The organism is Paraburkholderia sp. Ac-20347 (assembly GCF_017104805.1).
GTDB lineage: Bacteria > Pseudomonadota > Gammaproteobacteria > Burkholderiales > Burkholderiaceae > Paraburkholderia > Paraburkholderia tropica.
In genome coordinates this window covers 1-14598 of the sequence record NZ_JAAGPN010000069.1, presented here as the reverse complement: position 1 = coordinate 14598, position 14598 = coordinate 1, and the positions used below count along the sequence as shown (strand labels likewise).

Sequence of the window (14598 nt, the reverse complement as noted above, 5' to 3'; positions counted from 1 at the left end):
GAGCACGATATGAGTAAAGACTATAAGGATCTGCTGGTCAGCCTCGACATCGGGACGTCGAAGGTGGTGGCCGTCGTCGCCGAATTGAAGGGCGAGGGCCACTACGAGGTGATCGGCCTCGGCCAGAGCGAATCGAAAGGTCTCAAGAAGGGCGTGGTGGTGAACATCGAGGCCACGGTGCAGTCTATCCAGCGTGCGCTCGAAGAAGCGGAACTCATGGCCGACTGCAAGATCACTAACGTGTTCACCGGCATCGCAGGCAGCCATATCCGCAGCTTCAACTCGAGCGGCATGGTCGCCATCAAGGAGAAGGAAGTCACGCAGACCGATGTGGCGCGCGTGATCGAAACCGCGAAGGCGATCAACATCCCGACCGACCAGCAGGTGCTGCATATCCTCACGCAGGAATTCATCATCGACGGTCAGGAAGATGTGCGCGAGCCGATCGGCATGAGCGGCATCCGCCTCGAAGTGAAGGTGCATATCGTCACGGGCGCGGTGAGCGCGGCGCAGAACATCGTGAAGTGCGTGCGCCGCTGCGGCCTCGAAGTGAACGACCTGATCCTGCAACCGCTGGCGTCGTCGCTGGCGGTGCTCACCGACGACGAGAAGGAACTCGGCGTGGTGCTGGTGGACGTGGGCGGCGGCACGACGGACATCGCGATCTTCAGCGAAGGCGCGATCCGTCACACGGCGGTGATTCCGATCGCCGGCGACCAGGTGACGAGCGACATCGCGATGGCGCTGCGCACGCCCACGCCGGACGCGGAAGACATCAAGGTGAGCTACGGCATCGCGAAGCAGGCGCTCGCCGATCCGGACGAGATGATCGAAGTGCCGGGTCTGGGAGAGCGCGGTCCGCGCACGCTGTCGCGCCAGGCGCTGGCGGCCGTGATCGAGCCGCGCGTCGAAGAACTGTTCTCGCTCGTGCAGCAGGTCGTGCGCGAGTCGGGTTACGAAGAACTGCTGAGCTCGGGCGTCGTCCTCACGGGCGGCGCGGCGATGATGCCGGGCATGGTCGAGCTGGGCGAAGACATCTTTTTGAAGCCGGTGCGCATTGGCGTGCCGGAGTACGCGGGCGGTCTCGCCGACGTCGTGCGCAATCCGCGCTATTCGACGGCGATGGGTCTGCTGGCGGAAGGCCGCGCGCAGCGTATGCGCGGCCGCAAGGTAGCGGTGCAGTCGGGATCGATGGGCCAGGTCTTCACGCGTATGAAGGACTGGTTCCTCGGTAACTTCTGATACCGCGCCGACAGGTTGAAGCAGCTAACGCAGCAACAAGGGTTAAAGCAGAGACCGATAGCGCTGGTGACGGCGGCTGGCGCGCAGTGGAGGGTTGCCCGACTCTCCCTGAATAACTGCCGAGGAGCGGAATCTTTTTCTTGACGGAGGCAACATGGAATTCCAGATGCTGGAAACGGAAACCAACGGCACCATCATCAAGGTGGTGGGCGTCGGTGGCGCTGGCGGCAATGCCGTTCAGCACATGATCAACCGCGGCGTGCAAGGCGTCGACTTCATCGTGATGAACACGGACGCCCAGGCGCTCTCGCGTTCGCGCGCGCCGGCCGTGATCCAGCTGGGCAGCACGGGTCTGGGCGCGGGTGCGAAGCCGGAAATGGGCCGCGCCGCCGCTGAAGAAGCACGCGAGCGCATCGCCGACGCACTGCGCGGCGCGCACATGGTGTTCATCACCGCCGGCATGGGCGGCGGCACGGGTACGGGTGCAGCGCCCGTGGTCGCGCAGATCGCCAAGGAAATGGGCATTCTCACGGTCGGTGTCGTGAGCAAGCCGTTTGAATTCGAAGGTGGCAAGCGCATGCGCGTGGCGGAAGCCGGCTCGCAGCAACTGGAGGATCACGTCGACTCGCTGATCGTCGTCCTGAACGACAAGCTGTTCGACGTGATGGGCGATGACGCCGAGATGGACAAGTGCTTCCAGTGCGCGGACGACGTTCTGAACAACGCAGTTGCGGGCATCGCCGAAATCATCAACGTCGACGGTCTGGTGAACGTCGACTTTGAAGACGTGAAGACGGTGATGGGCGAGCAGGGCAAGGCGATGATGGGCACGGCCACGGTGGCCGGCGTCGATCGCGCGCGTCTGGCCGCGGAACAGGCGGTCGCAAGCCCGCTGCTCGAAGGCGTCGATCTGTCGGGCGCGCGTGGCGTGCTGGTCAACATCACGTCGAGCCGTTCGCTGCGTCTGTCGGAAACGCGTGAAGTCATGAACACCATCAAGAGCTACGCGGCGGAAGACGCCACGGTGATCTTCGGTGCCGTGTACGACGACGCGATGGGCGACGCGCTGCGCGTGACGGTGGTGGCAACGGGCCTCGGCCGCGCTGCCGCATCGAAGCAGCAAGCCGCACCGATGACGCTGCTGCGCACGGGCACGGACAACCATCCGGTTGCCGCCGCGCCGCATTCGTACGCACCGCCGCCCAACACCGCCGACTACGGCGCGCTCGACACGCCGGCTGTGTGGCGCACGTCGCGCGACACCGCGGCTTCGCATGTGCAGGCGCTGCAGGAAAAGGGCGTCGACACGTACGACATCCCGGCGTTCCTGCGCAAGCAGGCGGACTAAGGCGGACTGCGCACTGCTCAGATCCGGCTGCGGCGTGGCGCATTGGCTTGCGCCCCGCCCGCGGACGGTCAGGCAGGCTGCATGTCGCGAGAAGACGGGAAAGAACGCGCAACGCCGCATCCCTGTGGATGCCCGGCTGGGACGCTTGCCCGCTGCGTTTCGACGCACCGTGCGAAGTTGCCCGGATTCCGGCCGACGTTGTCAGGCGCGTCGCCAGCACGCATTTCCTATGCGCGAAGCGGGCGCCGGCGGTTTTTTCGGTCCATCGCGACCGGGCGTATGATGGCCCGATGCTGCGTGCCGACGTGCCTTGCGCATCGATGTGAAGGACGAGTCATGATCAAACAGGGTGAAACGCTGCCCGATGCGACCCTCTTCGAGTTCATCGAAGACGAGCGCGCGGGCTGCACGCTGGGGCCTAACAGCTTCGGCGTGCGCGAGCAGACGGCGGCCAAGCGCGTGGTGATCTTCGGATTGCCCGGCGCTTTCACGCCCACCTGCTCGGCGAAGCACGTGCCGGGTTATGTCGAACAGTTCGACGCGCTGCGCGCGGCGGGCGTCGACGAAATCTGGTGTGTGTCCGTCAACGACGCGTTCGTGATGGGCGCGTGGGGGCGCGATCAGCGGACCTCGGGCAAGGTACGCATGATGGCCGACGGCAGCGCGGCGTTCACCCGTGCGCTCGGTCTGGAGCAGGATTTGTCGGCGCGTGGCATGGGCATTCGGTCCCAGCGCTACGCCATGGTGATCGACGACGGCGTGGTCAAGACGCTGAACGTCGAAGCGCCCGGCAAATTCGAAGTCAGCGATGCCGCGAGCATCCTGGCTGCGCTGAGCCCCGCATGAACGCGTTCGCCGTCCCAGCGTTGCCCTTGCGCAACGGGCCGGCACCGTAAATGTGACGGGCGATTACCTCAAGCCGTGCGGGCCGATGGCCGGGAACGCCTCCGTTCCGGTCATCGGCCCGTCGTCCATCCCGACAACTCCCGTCAGAGTAACAACGGGAAACAGATTGTCACGCCCGGGACGACGACGGTTTCTGCATACTTGGAGTATAATTCGCGCTATGAGTTAAAAAGTCCCGATTGGGATTTTCAATGAGCAGAACACTATGTTGAAGCAGCGAACCATCAAATCGATCGTGAAGACGGTCGGCATCGGCCTTCATTCGGGCCGCAAGGTCGACCTGACGCTCCGCCCGGCGGCGCCGGACACGGGCATCGTGTTTTCGCGCGTGGATTTGCCGACCCCCGTGGACATCCCCGCTTCGGCGATGTCGATCGGCGACACGCGCCTTGCCTCCGTGCTGCAGAAAGACGGCGCGCGCGTTTCGACGGTCGAGCATCTGATGTCGGCCTGCGCGGGTCTTGGGATCGACAATCTCTACGTCGACGTCACGGCTGAAGAGATTCCGATCATGGACGGCAGCGCTTCGTCGTTCGTGTTCCTGATCCAGTCGGCGGGCATCGAAGAGCAAAACGCACCGAAGAAGTTCATCAAGGTGAAGAAGACCGTGGAAGTGCGCGACGGCGACAAGTTCGCGCGCCTCGACCCGTTCTTCGGCTTCAAGCTCAAGTTCACCATCGACTTCCGCCACCCGGCCGTCGACAAGACCGGTCAGGCGCTCGAAGTCGACTTCGCGAACACCTCGTACGTGCGTGAAATCGCGCGCGCGCGCACGTTCGGCTTCGCGCACGAAGTCGAAATGATGCGTGAGCTGGGCCTCGCGCGCGGCGGCAGCATGGACAATGCGATCGTGCTCGACGAGTACCGCATCCTGAACAACGACGGCCTGCGCTACGACGACGAATTCGTGAAGCACAAGATGCTCGACGCGATCGGCGATCTGTACGTGGTCGGTCATCCGCTGCTGGCTGCGTACGACGCGTACAAGTCGGGCCACGGCCTGAACAACGCGCTGCTGCGCGAGCTGCTGGCACATGAAGACGCCTACGAGATCGTCACGTTCGACGACACGCAGAAGGCGCCGCGCGGCTTCGGTTACGAGGCGCAAACGGCGTTTGCCTGATCTTCGGCGCCGATATTCGGCGCAGATTGTGCAGATATGAAAAAGGGTGGCGATATGCCACCCTTTTTGTTTTTCACGCCGATATTGCGTGCCTGCGGCGACGCGTCGCGGAGCGCCTGGCGTCTAGCGGCGTCTGAGATGCCGCGCCGCCATCTTCGCGAGCGCTTCCTGCAGCGGCGAGGGTGGCAGCGTCTCGCTGAGCGTGGCGAGCGCGGCGGCGCCGACTGGCGTCATGCGCGCCTGCTTCGGCTGCGGCGGCTCCTTCACCGCCTGCGGACGCACGCGGATGCGTACGCCGTCGATCGGCCAGCCGCGCGCCTGCAGGTCGGCGACGAGACGCGGCTCCAGATGGCGCAGGCGCGCCGCGAGCGCGTTGTGCGCGGCGAACAGCGCGAGCTTGCCGTCCTTGATGAAGCCGGGTTCGATGCTCGTCGCGAGGTAATCGGGCAGCAGCGCGCCCAGATCGCGCTGGATCGCCGCGATCTGCTCGACGCCCGCGCGCAGCGGCGCGAACGCGTCGGTGCGGCTCAGCACTTCGGTGAGCAGCTGCGGCGCACGCGGCGCGCCGGACTTGCGCGATCCGCCGGGGCTGCGTGCAGCGCCGGGCGCGCGCGGGGCGCCAGGCCTTGAAATCGGCGAGAAACGGCTCATGTGGCAGGAATGGGAGCGCGCGCGGGTTGCGCGGCAATGACGTGATTGTAGCTTGCGCGCTTTCCCTCCACGCGTCTCGTGGAGTGGCCGCCACGCGTCGCGCGCCGCTGCGGGGGCGCGTCAGCGCGGGCAGGGCGGCTGCACCGATCACTGAGCCGACACAGGCGGTGTCAAGGGTGCGTGCTAAAATGCCCGATTCGAATCCACCAATTTGGGCTTAAGCCGCCGAGGTCTCTCCGATCCGGGTGCGTGGCGCGAGTCGTATGCAAACCTGGCGCAATCCGGGCGCATACGAGCCGCGCAGGAATCCCGGCCGAAGCCGCGACGCAGACACCGATCCGATGACCACCGGTTTCTTACAGAAAATCTTTGGCAGCCGCAATCAGCGCCTGATCAAGCAATATCAGAAGACGGTCGCGGCGATCAACGCGCTCGAACCGACGATCGAGCAGTACACCGACGAGCAACTGCGCGCCAAGACCACCGAATTCCGGGAGCGCGTCGCCAAGGGCACGTCGCTCGACGAACTCCTGCCCGAAGCGTTCGCCGTCTGCCGCGAGGCCAGCAAGCGCGTGCTGAAGATGCGTCACTTCGACGTGCAGCTGATCGGCGGCATGGTGCTGCACTACGGCAAGATCGCCGAAATGCGCACGGGCGAGGGCAAGACGCTCGTCGCCACGCTGCCCGTGTACCTCAATGCGCTCTCGGGCCGCGGCGTGCACGTCGTCACGGTGAACGACTACCTCGCCCAGCGCGACGCCGAGTGGATGGCGCGTCTCTATAACTTCCTCGGTCTTTCTGTCGGCATCAATCTGTCGCAGATGGATCACGGCATGAAGCAGGAAGCCTATAACGCCGACATCACCTACGGTACGAACAACGAGTTCGGCTTCGACTACCTGCGCGACAACATGGTCTACGAGACCGAAGCGCGCGTGCAGCGTGCGCTGAATTTCGCCGTGGTCGACGAAGTGGACTCGATCCTGATCGACGAAGCGCGTACGCCGCTGATCATCTCGGGCCAGGCCGAAGATCACACCGAACTCTACGTGCGCATGAACGCGCTGCCGCCGCTGCTCGAACGCCAGATCGGCGAAGAGAAGGCCGACGGCACGGGCGTCGAAAAGCCGGGCGACTACACGCTCGACGAAAAGGCGCGTCAGGTGTTCCTCACGGAATCGGGTCACGAAAAGGCCGAGCGCATGCTCGCCGAGTGGGGCCTGATCGGCGAGGGCGAAAGTCTCTATGCGCCGCAGAACATCACGCTGATGCACCACGTGTACGCCGCGCTGCGCGCGCACACGCTGTTCTTCAAGGATCAGCACTACGTCGTGCAGAACGGCGAAGTCGTGATCGTCGACGAATTCACGGGCCGTCTGATGGCCGGCCGCCGCTGGTCGGACGGGCTGCATCAGGCCGTGGAAGCGAAGGAACACGTCAAGATCCAGAGCGAGAACCAGACGCTCGCGTCGATCACGTTCCAGAACTACTTCCGCATGTACGCCAAGCTCTCGGGCATGACGGGTACGGCGGACACGGAAGCGTACGAATTCAACGAGATCTACGGTCTCGAAACGGTCGTGGTGCCGACCAACCGCGTGCCGAAGCGGATCGACAAGCAGGATCAGATCTACAAGACGGCCAAGGAGCGCTACGACGCCGTGATTCGCGACATCCGCGAATGCTACGAGCGTGGCCAGCCGGTGCTGGTCGGTACGACGTCGATCGAAAACTCGGAACTGCTCTCGCATCTGCTCACGCAGGCGGGTCTGCCGCATGACGTGCTCAACGCCAAGCAGCACGGCCGTGAAGCTGCGATCGTCGCCGAAGCCGGCCGTCCGAAGCGCATCACCATCGCCACCAACATGGCAGGCCGCGGCACCGACATCGTGCTGGGCGGCAACGCCGAGAAGCAGGCGGCGTTCATCGAGGCCGACGAAGCGATTCCGGCCGACGAAAAGGCGCGCCGCATCCAGCAGCTGCACGACGAATGGCAGACGCTGCACGATCAGGTGAAGGCCGCGGGCGGTCTGCACATCATCGGCACCGAGCGTCACGAGTCGCGCCGTATCGACAACCAGCTGCGCGGCCGTGCGGGCCGTCAGGGCGATCCGGGTTCGTCGCGCTTCTATCTCTCGCTCGAAGATCCGCTGCTGCGCATTTTCGCGGGCGACCGCGTGCGCGCGATCATGGACCGCCTGAAGATGCCGGAAGGCGAGGCGATCGAGGCGGGCATCGTCACGCGTTCGATCGAGTCGGCGCAGCGCAAGGTCGAAGCGCGCAACTTCGACATCCGCAAGCAGCTGCTCGAATACGACGACGTTTCGAACGACCAGCGCAAGGTGATCTACCAGCAGCGCAACGAACTGCTCGAAGCGCACGACATCACCGAAACCATCGGCGCGATGCGTCATGGCGTGATCACCGAGATCGTGCGTCAGTTCGTGCCGGCGGGCAGCATCGAAGAGCAGTGGGACGTGCCCGAGCTCGAGGAAGTGCTGCGCAACGAATGGCAGCTCGACCTCGCGATCCAGGAAATGATCAACGAGTCGTCGTCGATCGATGCGGACGAGATTCTCGAAGCCGTGCTGGCCGCCGCCGACGAAGCGTACGAGCAGAAGGTCGCGCTCGTGGGCCGCGAATCGTTCAGCGGGTTCGAGCGCTCGGTCATGCTGCAGACGCTCGACCGCAGCTGGCGCGAACACCTCGCGGCGCTCGACCATCTGCGTCAGGGCATCCATCTGCGCGGCTATGCGCAGAAGAACCCGAAGCAGGAATACAAGCGCGAAGCGTTCGAACTGTTCGCCGCGATGCTCGACGCCGTGAAGACGGAAGTCACGCGCATCGTCATGAACGTGCAGATCCAGTCGCAGGAGCAGCTCGAAGACGCCGCCGAGCAGATGGAAGAGCAGGGCGGCCATCTGGAGAATGTCGAGTTCCGTCATGCCGAGTTCGCCGAAGCGGGCGAAGGCGTGCCGGCGGCCGCTCCGGTCGCGGCGGACGCCGCCGCGGCGATGGTCGGCGCGGCCATGAGCCACGAAGCGCTTGGCGCGGACGGCGTGCCGAAGGTCGGCCGCAACGACCCGTGCCCGTGCGGCAGCGGCAAGAAGTACAAGCAGTGCCACGGCAAGATCGCGTGATGCGGCGTGGCGCATCCGTCGCGCAAGTTGCACGACGGGCGCGCCGCCTGCTTCATGACGTGCTTGCGCGTTGATTCCGGTGGCCCGCTCATCATGGCGGGCCTTGCGTTATGAATCCTCGATGCCGGCCCGGCCTTCAGGCGCCGCGGCCGGCATTGCCTTTTCGACAGGTCGCCCTCATGGCTGTCAATTTCCCCTCGATCGATCCTGCCCAACTTCATCCGGTCGCCGGCGTGACGCTCGGCTGGGCCGAAGCGCATATCCGCAAGCCCAACCGCAAGGACTTGCTGGTGATTTCCGTCGATGAAAGCGCGAGCGTCGCGGGCGTGTTCACGCTCAACCGCTTCTGCGCCGCGCCGGTCACGGTGTGCCGCGAGCATCTCGCGAACGTGCGCGCGGGCGGCAAGGGGATCCGCGCGCTCGTGATCAACACGGGCAACGCAAACGCGGGCACGGGCGAGCCGGGCATGGCGAACACGCGCGCAACCTGCGACGCGCTCGCGAAGCTGGCGGGCATCGAACCGTCGCAAGTGCTGCCGTTCTCGACGGGCGTGATTCTCGAACCGCTGCCGATCGACCGCCTCGTGGCCGGTCTGCCCGCCGCGCTCGCGAACCGCAAGGCCGACAACTGGTACGACGCCGCCCAGGCGATCATGACGACCGACACGCTGCCGAAGGCCGTGTCGCGCCAGATCGACGTCGACGGCCACACGATCACGTTCACGGGCATCAGCAAGGGCGCGGGCATGATCAAGCCGAACATGGCGACCATGCTCGGCTTCCTCGCGTTCGACGCGAACGTCGCGCAGCCGGTGCTCGACGAACTCGTGAAGTACGTGGCCGACCGCTCGTTCAACTGCGTCACGATCGACGGCGACACCTCGACCAACGACTCATTCATCCTGATCGCCTCGGGCAAATCGAGCCTGCCTGCGATCACGTCGACGGACTCGCCCGCGTACGCCGCGCTGCGCGACGCCGTCACGGAAGTCTCGCAGACGCTCTCGCAACTGATCGTGCGCGATGGCGAAGGCGCGACGAAGTTCATGACGATCCAGGTGGAAGGCGGCAAGGACGTCGCCGAATGCCGCCAGATCGCCTACGCAATCGGCCACTCGCCGCTCGTGAAGACGGCGTTCTACGCCTCGGACCCCAACCTCGGCCGCATCCTGGCCGCGATCGGCTACGCGGGCGTGACGGATCTCGACGTCGGCAAGATCGACCTCTATCTCGACGACGTGCTCGTCGCGAAGGCGGGTGGCCGCAATCCGGACTACCAGGAAGAAGACGGCCAGCGCGTCATGAAGAAGAGCGAAATCCTGATCCGCGTGGTGCTCGGCCGCGGTAACGCCGAAGCCACGGTCTGGACCTGCGATCTCTCGCACGACTACGTGAGCATCAACGCCGACTACCGTTCCTGATCTCCGTTTCCGATCACTTTACGCACCACGCAATGGACAAGCTCGAACAGTTTCTGACCCGCGCCGAAGCGCTGCTCGGCCGCCTCGAAGCCGTGCTGCCGCCGGCGACGCCCGAAGTCGACTGGAACTCGGCGGTGGCGTTCCGCTGGCGCAAGCGCCAGGGCCGCGGCTTCCTGCAGCCCGTGCCGGCGATCTCGACGATCGCGCTCGACGACCTGCAGAATATCGACCGCCAGAAGGACCTCATCGACCGCAACACGCGCCAGTTCGTACAGAAGAAACCCGCGAACAACGTGCTGCTGACGGGCGCGCGCGGCACCGGCAAGTCGTCGCTGATCAAGGCCTGCCTGAACGCCTACGCGCAGGATGGCCTGCGCCTGATCGAAGTCGACAAGGACGACCTGCACGACCTCGGCGATATCGTCGATCTGATCTCGACGCGTCCCGAGCGCTTCATCGTGTTCTGCGACGATCTCTCGTTCGAAGACGGCGAATCGGGCTACAAGGCGCTCAAGGTGGCGCTCGACGGCTCGGTGGCCGCGCAGTCGGACAACGTGCTGATCTACGCGACCTCGAATCGCCGCCATCTGCTGCCCGAGTACATGAGCGACAACGAGACCTACAAGCACATGCCCGACGGTGAGATTCATCCGGGCGAGGTGGTGGAGGAGAAGATCTCGCTGTCGGAGCGTTTCGGCCTGTGGGTCAGCTTCTATCCGTTCAAGCAGGACGACTATCTGACGATCGTCGGCCACTGGCTGCGTCATTTCGAATGCAGCGACGCCGAAGTGGAATCGGCGCGCGGCGACGCGCTCGTCTGGGCGCTGGAGCGCGGTTCGCGCTCGGGCCGCGTGGCGTGGCAATTCGCGCGCGACTGGTCGGGCAAGAAGGCGCAAGAGGCATGAGCGAGCAAGGCAAGGACGGCGCGCAGAATCCGCAGGCGCGTCCCGTGACCGAGGTGGCCGTGGGCGTGCTGGTGCAGCCGGACGGGCGCTATCTGCTGGCGCAGCGGCCCGAGGGCAAGCCTTACGCGGGCTACTGGGAATTCCCGGGCGGCAAGCTGGAAAAGGGCGAGTCGGTGGAAGCCGCGCTGGCGCGCGAACTGCACGAAGAACTGGGTATCGACGTGAAGGCGTGCCATCGCTGGCATACGCTCGAACACGATTATCCGCATGCCTACGTGCGGCTCTACTTCTGCAAGGTCACCGAGTGGACCGGCGAGCCGCATGGTCGCGAAGGTCAGGCGTTCGTCTGGCAGTCGCTGCCGGCGAGCGTCGAGCCGCTGCTGCCCGCCACCATTCCCGTGCTGGAGTGGCTCGCGGCGGAGTGAGCTGAGCGCGACGCCGTAAAGACAAAAGCCGCTGTGCGACGAGCACGGCGGCTTTTTTCATTGGGGCGGGACCGGACGGTGCGCGCTTATTGACGCGTATCCGTGGGCGGCGCTTCGTCGTCCGGCGGCGTGTCTTCTTCGTTGCCGCCGATCCGGTACTTTTCGGCGGCCCAGGCGCCCAGATCCATCTGCTTGCAGCGTTCGGAGCAGAAAGGGCGGAAGCGGTTTTCCGGCACCCAGCGGACATCTTTGCCGCAGGTCGGACATTTCACGACAGTGGTCATTCGGTCGAACGTTCAGTAGCTGTGCGCCGCCGTCGGGCGGCGCGGTTGGCAAGTGGCTGGCCCTGGCCGCGCTTTACAGGCTGCAGAGCGTGAGCTGGAACGGCACGTCCTGATCGACGGCGCGCGGACGCAGATCGCCGTCCTGCACCGTGAAGCGCACCCACAGCATATATTTGTTGGCGCTCGCTTCGGGGATCACGCGCAAATCCGGCGCCACGCGCACCTGCATCAGTTGATACGTGCGGCCCGACAGCATCTGCTGATAGCTGCCCTGCATGGCCATGACCTTCGACGCCTGGCCCGATTCGCGCGCGAGACGCAGCACGATGCTCGCGGCGTCGCGCAGCGGCAGCAGCGGCGTGACCCATTTGGCGATGTCCTGGCGGCGCTGGTCGGCGTGCAGTTGTTGCCACGCGTAGTACGACGGCAGGTCGAATTTGCAGGTGCCGCCCGGAATGATCGCGCGGCTGCGAATACTCGTGAGCCATTCGTTGTCCGCGAGATGCTGGCCGGTCTTGCCCTGCATCTGCGTGAGGCCCGCGAGCGTCTGCTCGATTTCGCCGAGGACGGACTCGAGCGCGTTCTGTTCGATGCCGGGATTGCCGCGGAACGGAGCGAGCGTCTGACGCTGTCGCTCGAGTTCCTTCATCAGGTCCGATTTGAGGTCGGCGCGGCCTGCGACTTCCGCGATTTCGAACAGCGTCGTGAGCGCGACGTGATGTTCCCTCGGGTCTTCCTGCGTCAGGAAAAACGTGAAGCGCTCGAACAGGTCCTCAAGGCGCAGCAGCGTCCGGATTCGCTCGTTGAAGGGATACTCGTAAAGAATCAAGCGCGCTCGCCTCGGGCGTGGTCGGTGAAGGATTTGCAGGACATTCTAATGCTGTGGGACTGCCGTCGCAATCGCATGCGGCTCGCGATTGCTTCACACGCTATGCCCGCTGCGTGCCAGGAATGTGTCGCGCGGCGTTTGTACTGCGCTTGAACGATATTCGAGCCGCTATTCGAGTCGCCATTCGAGCGCATTCGCGCATGCCGGAAGCACTCTTGCGCTTTGTTGCGGGTCGCCTTGAATCGGCGTGTCTGCTATCGCGCGGTGTTTTGCGCGCCCGCAAGCGCGAGATAACGCTGATGCAGTATTTCGACGTCCTGTGCGAGCGCCTCGAGCGTGGCGCCGTCGTTGACGACCACATCGTCGGCGGCCGCGAGGCGCGCTTCGCGCGTGGCCTGGCGCGCGATGATCGCCTGCACCTGCTCGCGGCTGAAACCGTTACGGCGCATCACGCGCCCGATCTGCGTTTCCACGCTGCAATCCACGACGAGCACGCGCGCGACGCGCGATTTCCACGCACCCGATTCGACGAGCAGCGGCACGACCACGATCACATACGGACCGTTCGCCTCGCGCGTTTCGCGCTCCGTTTCCGCGCGGATCAGCGGATGCGTGATGGCTTCGAGCCGCTTGCGCGCGCTTTCGTCGCTGAACACGAGGGCGCGCATGCGCGCGCGATCCATCGAACCATCGGCGGCGACGAATTCGGGGCCGAATTGCGCGGCGATCGGCGCCATGGCGAGACCGCCCGGCGCGGTGATGCGATGCGCGATCACGTCGGTGTCGACGAGCGGCACGCCGCGCGCCGCAAACAGGTCGGCGACCGTGGACTTGCCGCTGCCGATGCCGCCGGTCAGTCCGAGTGTGAAAGGCTCGCGTGTTGCGTCCGTTGTCGTCATCGATCAGGTTCCCCAGGCGAAGGCGGCGTACAGCGGCGTGCCCGCGAACAGCGTGACGAGCGCGCCCGCCGCGAGATAAGGACCGAACGGCAGCGGTTCCTCGAAACGCATACGCCCGCTCGCCGTCGCAACGAGTCCGACGACCGCGCCGGCCACCGCCGCGATGACGACGATCTGCGGCAGCGCGCTCCAGCCGAGCCACGCGCCGAGCGCCGCGAGCAGTTTGAAGTCGCCGTGTCCCATGCCTTCGACGCCGCGCAGCAGCCGGAACAGCCAGTAGACGCACCAGAGCGCAAGATAGCCGGCGACTGCGCCGATCACGGCGGCGTGCAGATCGGTGAAGGTCTCCGCGAGATTGACGAGCAGTCCGGCCCAGACGAGCGGCAGCGTGAGCGCGTCGGGCAGCAACTGATGTTCCAGGTCGATAGCGCTCATGGCGATCAGCGCCGCACACAGCACGAACGCCGCAAGCGCCTTGCCCGAGGGGCCGAACGCGAGCAGCACGCCGGCGGCGCAGGCGGCGCTGGCGATCTCGATGGCCGGATAGCGAGCGCTCACACGCGCGTGGCAATGCGAACAGCGGCCGCGCAGCGCGAGCCAGCTGACGAGCGGTATGTTTTCCCACGCGCGCAGGATGTGGCCGCAATGCGGGCACGCGCTGCGCGGCAGCCAGAGGTTGTAGCGCGCGGGCAGACCGTCGTCGGCGAACAGTTCGCCCGAGGGTTCGGCGTGGCCGAGCGCGTCGGCTGCGTCGGCGCGCCAGTCGCGCTCGAGCATGATCGGCAGGCGGTGGATCACGACATTCAGGAAACTGCCGACAACGAGACCGATGACGATTGCGAAGCCCATCAGCACGCCTGGCGGCAATAGCGCGAGGGCGGCGGTGAAGGGCAGCGCGGACGAAGCTGCATCGGCGGAAGCAAGGGAGACGGGCATGAGCGGGGAATCGTAATCTGGCAGCGATGCTACACCACGTTGCCCAGTTGAATGATGGGAAGATACATCGCGACGACGAGGCCGCCGACCAGCGCGCCGAGCACGACGATCACGAGCGGTTCGCACAGGCTCGCGACGAGCGAGATTCTTTCGTCCACCTGACGGTCGGCGAGCGCGGCGACGTCGAGCAGCATGGCGTCGAGCGCGCCCGATTCTTCGGCGACCGCGACCGGCTGGATCACGTCGAGCGGAAAGCAGCCCGCCGCGCGCATCGCGGCGGCGAGCCGTTCGCCGTGACGCAGGCGAGCGCTGATGCCAGCGCTCGCGTGGTCGAAGAAGGCATTGCCGCTTGCGTGCGTGAGGGAATCGAAGGCGTCGGCGAGCGGCGTGCCGGCGGCGAGCAGGGTGCCGAGCGCGCGGCTCCAGCGCGCCGCACACAACGTAGTGAGCAGCGCGCCGACGAACGGCACCGCGAGCGCGGCGCGGCCG

The 14598-nt window shown here is 65.5% G+C and carries 14 protein-coding genes; 8 read left to right on the top strand and 6 right to left on the bottom strand.

Annotation, left to right across the window (positions count from 1 at the left end; translation table 11 throughout):
- Positions 1-9: 9 nt before the first annotated feature.
- The 4 genes from ftsA to lpxC all read left to right on the top strand — a co-directional run bounded on the left by ftsA (position 10) and on the right by lpxC (position 4619).
- Complete coding sequence (gene ftsA / locus G3N97_RS15655; protein ID WP_065060424.1) at positions 10-1242, top strand: cell division protein FtsA; 1233 nt, start codon at positions 10-12, stop codon at positions 1240-1242.
- A gap of 154 nt (positions 1243-1396) precedes the next feature.
- Positions 1397-2590: a cell division protein FtsZ gene (gene ftsZ, locus G3N97_RS15650; RefSeq protein ID WP_065060423.1), complete on the top strand. Its 1194-nt coding sequence runs from the start codon at positions 1397-1399 to the stop codon at positions 2588-2590.
- A 336-nt stretch (positions 2591-2926) separates the two neighbouring features.
- Positions 2927-3436 (top strand): peroxiredoxin, encoded by a 510-nt coding sequence (locus tag G3N97_RS15645; protein ID WP_205994068.1) that lies wholly within the window; start codon positions 2927-2929, stop codon positions 3434-3436.
- Between the two features lie 265 nt (positions 3437-3701).
- A complete protein-coding gene (gene lpxC / locus G3N97_RS15640; RefSeq protein WP_065060421.1) occupies positions 3702-4619 on the top strand; it encodes a UDP-3-O-acyl-N-acetylglucosamine deacetylase in 918 nt (305 codons plus the stop codon).
- A gap of 123 nt (positions 4620-4742) precedes the next feature.
- On the opposite strand, the gene G3N97_RS15635 is transcribed toward lpxC, so the two are convergent.
- Complete coding sequence (locus tag G3N97_RS15635; protein WP_205994067.1) at positions 4743-5270, bottom strand: DciA family protein; 528 nt, start codon at positions 5268-5270, stop codon at positions 4743-4745.
- 341 nt (positions 5271-5611) lie between these two features.
- Between G3N97_RS15635 and secA the strand changes: the two genes are divergently transcribed.
- The 4 genes from secA to G3N97_RS15615 all read left to right on the top strand — a co-directional run bounded on the left by secA (position 5612) and on the right by G3N97_RS15615 (position 11161).
- Positions 5612-8410, top strand: coding sequence for a preprotein translocase subunit SecA (gene secA / locus G3N97_RS15630; protein WP_205994066.1), 2799 nt, complete (start codon positions 5612-5614; stop codon positions 8408-8410).
- Between the two features lie 179 nt (positions 8411-8589).
- Positions 8590-9831, top strand: a complete 1242-nt coding sequence (gene argJ / locus G3N97_RS15625; protein WP_205994065.1) for a bifunctional glutamate N-acetyltransferase/amino-acid acetyltransferase ArgJ — start codon at positions 8590-8592, stop codon at positions 9829-9831.
- Positions 9832-9863: 32 nt separating this feature from the next.
- Positions 9864-10736, top strand: a complete 873-nt coding sequence (locus tag G3N97_RS15620) for an ATP-binding protein (protein ID WP_074987367.1) — start codon at positions 9864-9866, stop codon at positions 10734-10736.
- Positions 10733-11161 carry an NUDIX domain-containing protein gene (locus G3N97_RS15615; RefSeq protein WP_205994064.1) on the top strand — a complete coding sequence of 143 codons (429 nt, stop codon included), beginning with the start codon at positions 10733-10735 and terminating at the stop codon, positions 11159-11161. The genes G3N97_RS15620 and G3N97_RS15615 overlap by 4 nt, the downstream gene beginning before the upstream one ends.
- Before the next feature lie 86 nt (positions 11162-11247).
- Here G3N97_RS15615 and G3N97_RS15610 read toward each other — a convergent pair whose 3' ends face one another.
- The 5 genes from G3N97_RS15610 to G3N97_RS15590 form a co-directional block, all read right to left on the bottom strand.
- On the bottom strand, positions 11248-11445 hold the full coding sequence (locus tag G3N97_RS15610) for a DNA gyrase inhibitor YacG (RefSeq protein WP_027817984.1): 198 nt from the start codon (positions 11443-11445) through the stop codon (positions 11248-11250).
- A gap of 73 nt (positions 11446-11518) precedes the next feature.
- Positions 11519-12274 (bottom strand): cell division protein ZapD, encoded by a 756-nt coding sequence (zapD, locus tag G3N97_RS15605; RefSeq protein WP_027817983.1) that lies wholly within the window; start codon positions 12272-12274, stop codon positions 11519-11521.
- 254 nt (positions 12275-12528) lie between these two features.
- Positions 12529-13173, bottom strand: coding sequence for a dephospho-CoA kinase (gene coaE, locus G3N97_RS15600; RefSeq protein ID WP_205994063.1), 645 nt, complete (start codon positions 13171-13173; stop codon positions 12529-12531).
- A 3-nt stretch (positions 13174-13176) separates the two neighbouring features.
- A complete protein-coding gene (locus G3N97_RS15595) occupies positions 13177-14109 on the bottom strand; it encodes an A24 family peptidase (RefSeq protein ID WP_205994062.1) in 933 nt (310 codons plus the stop codon).
- 29 nt (positions 14110-14138) lie between these two features.
- On the bottom strand, positions 14139-14598 hold a 460-nt coding region (locus tag G3N97_RS15590; protein WP_205994061.1), incomplete at its 5' end, for a type II secretion system F family protein.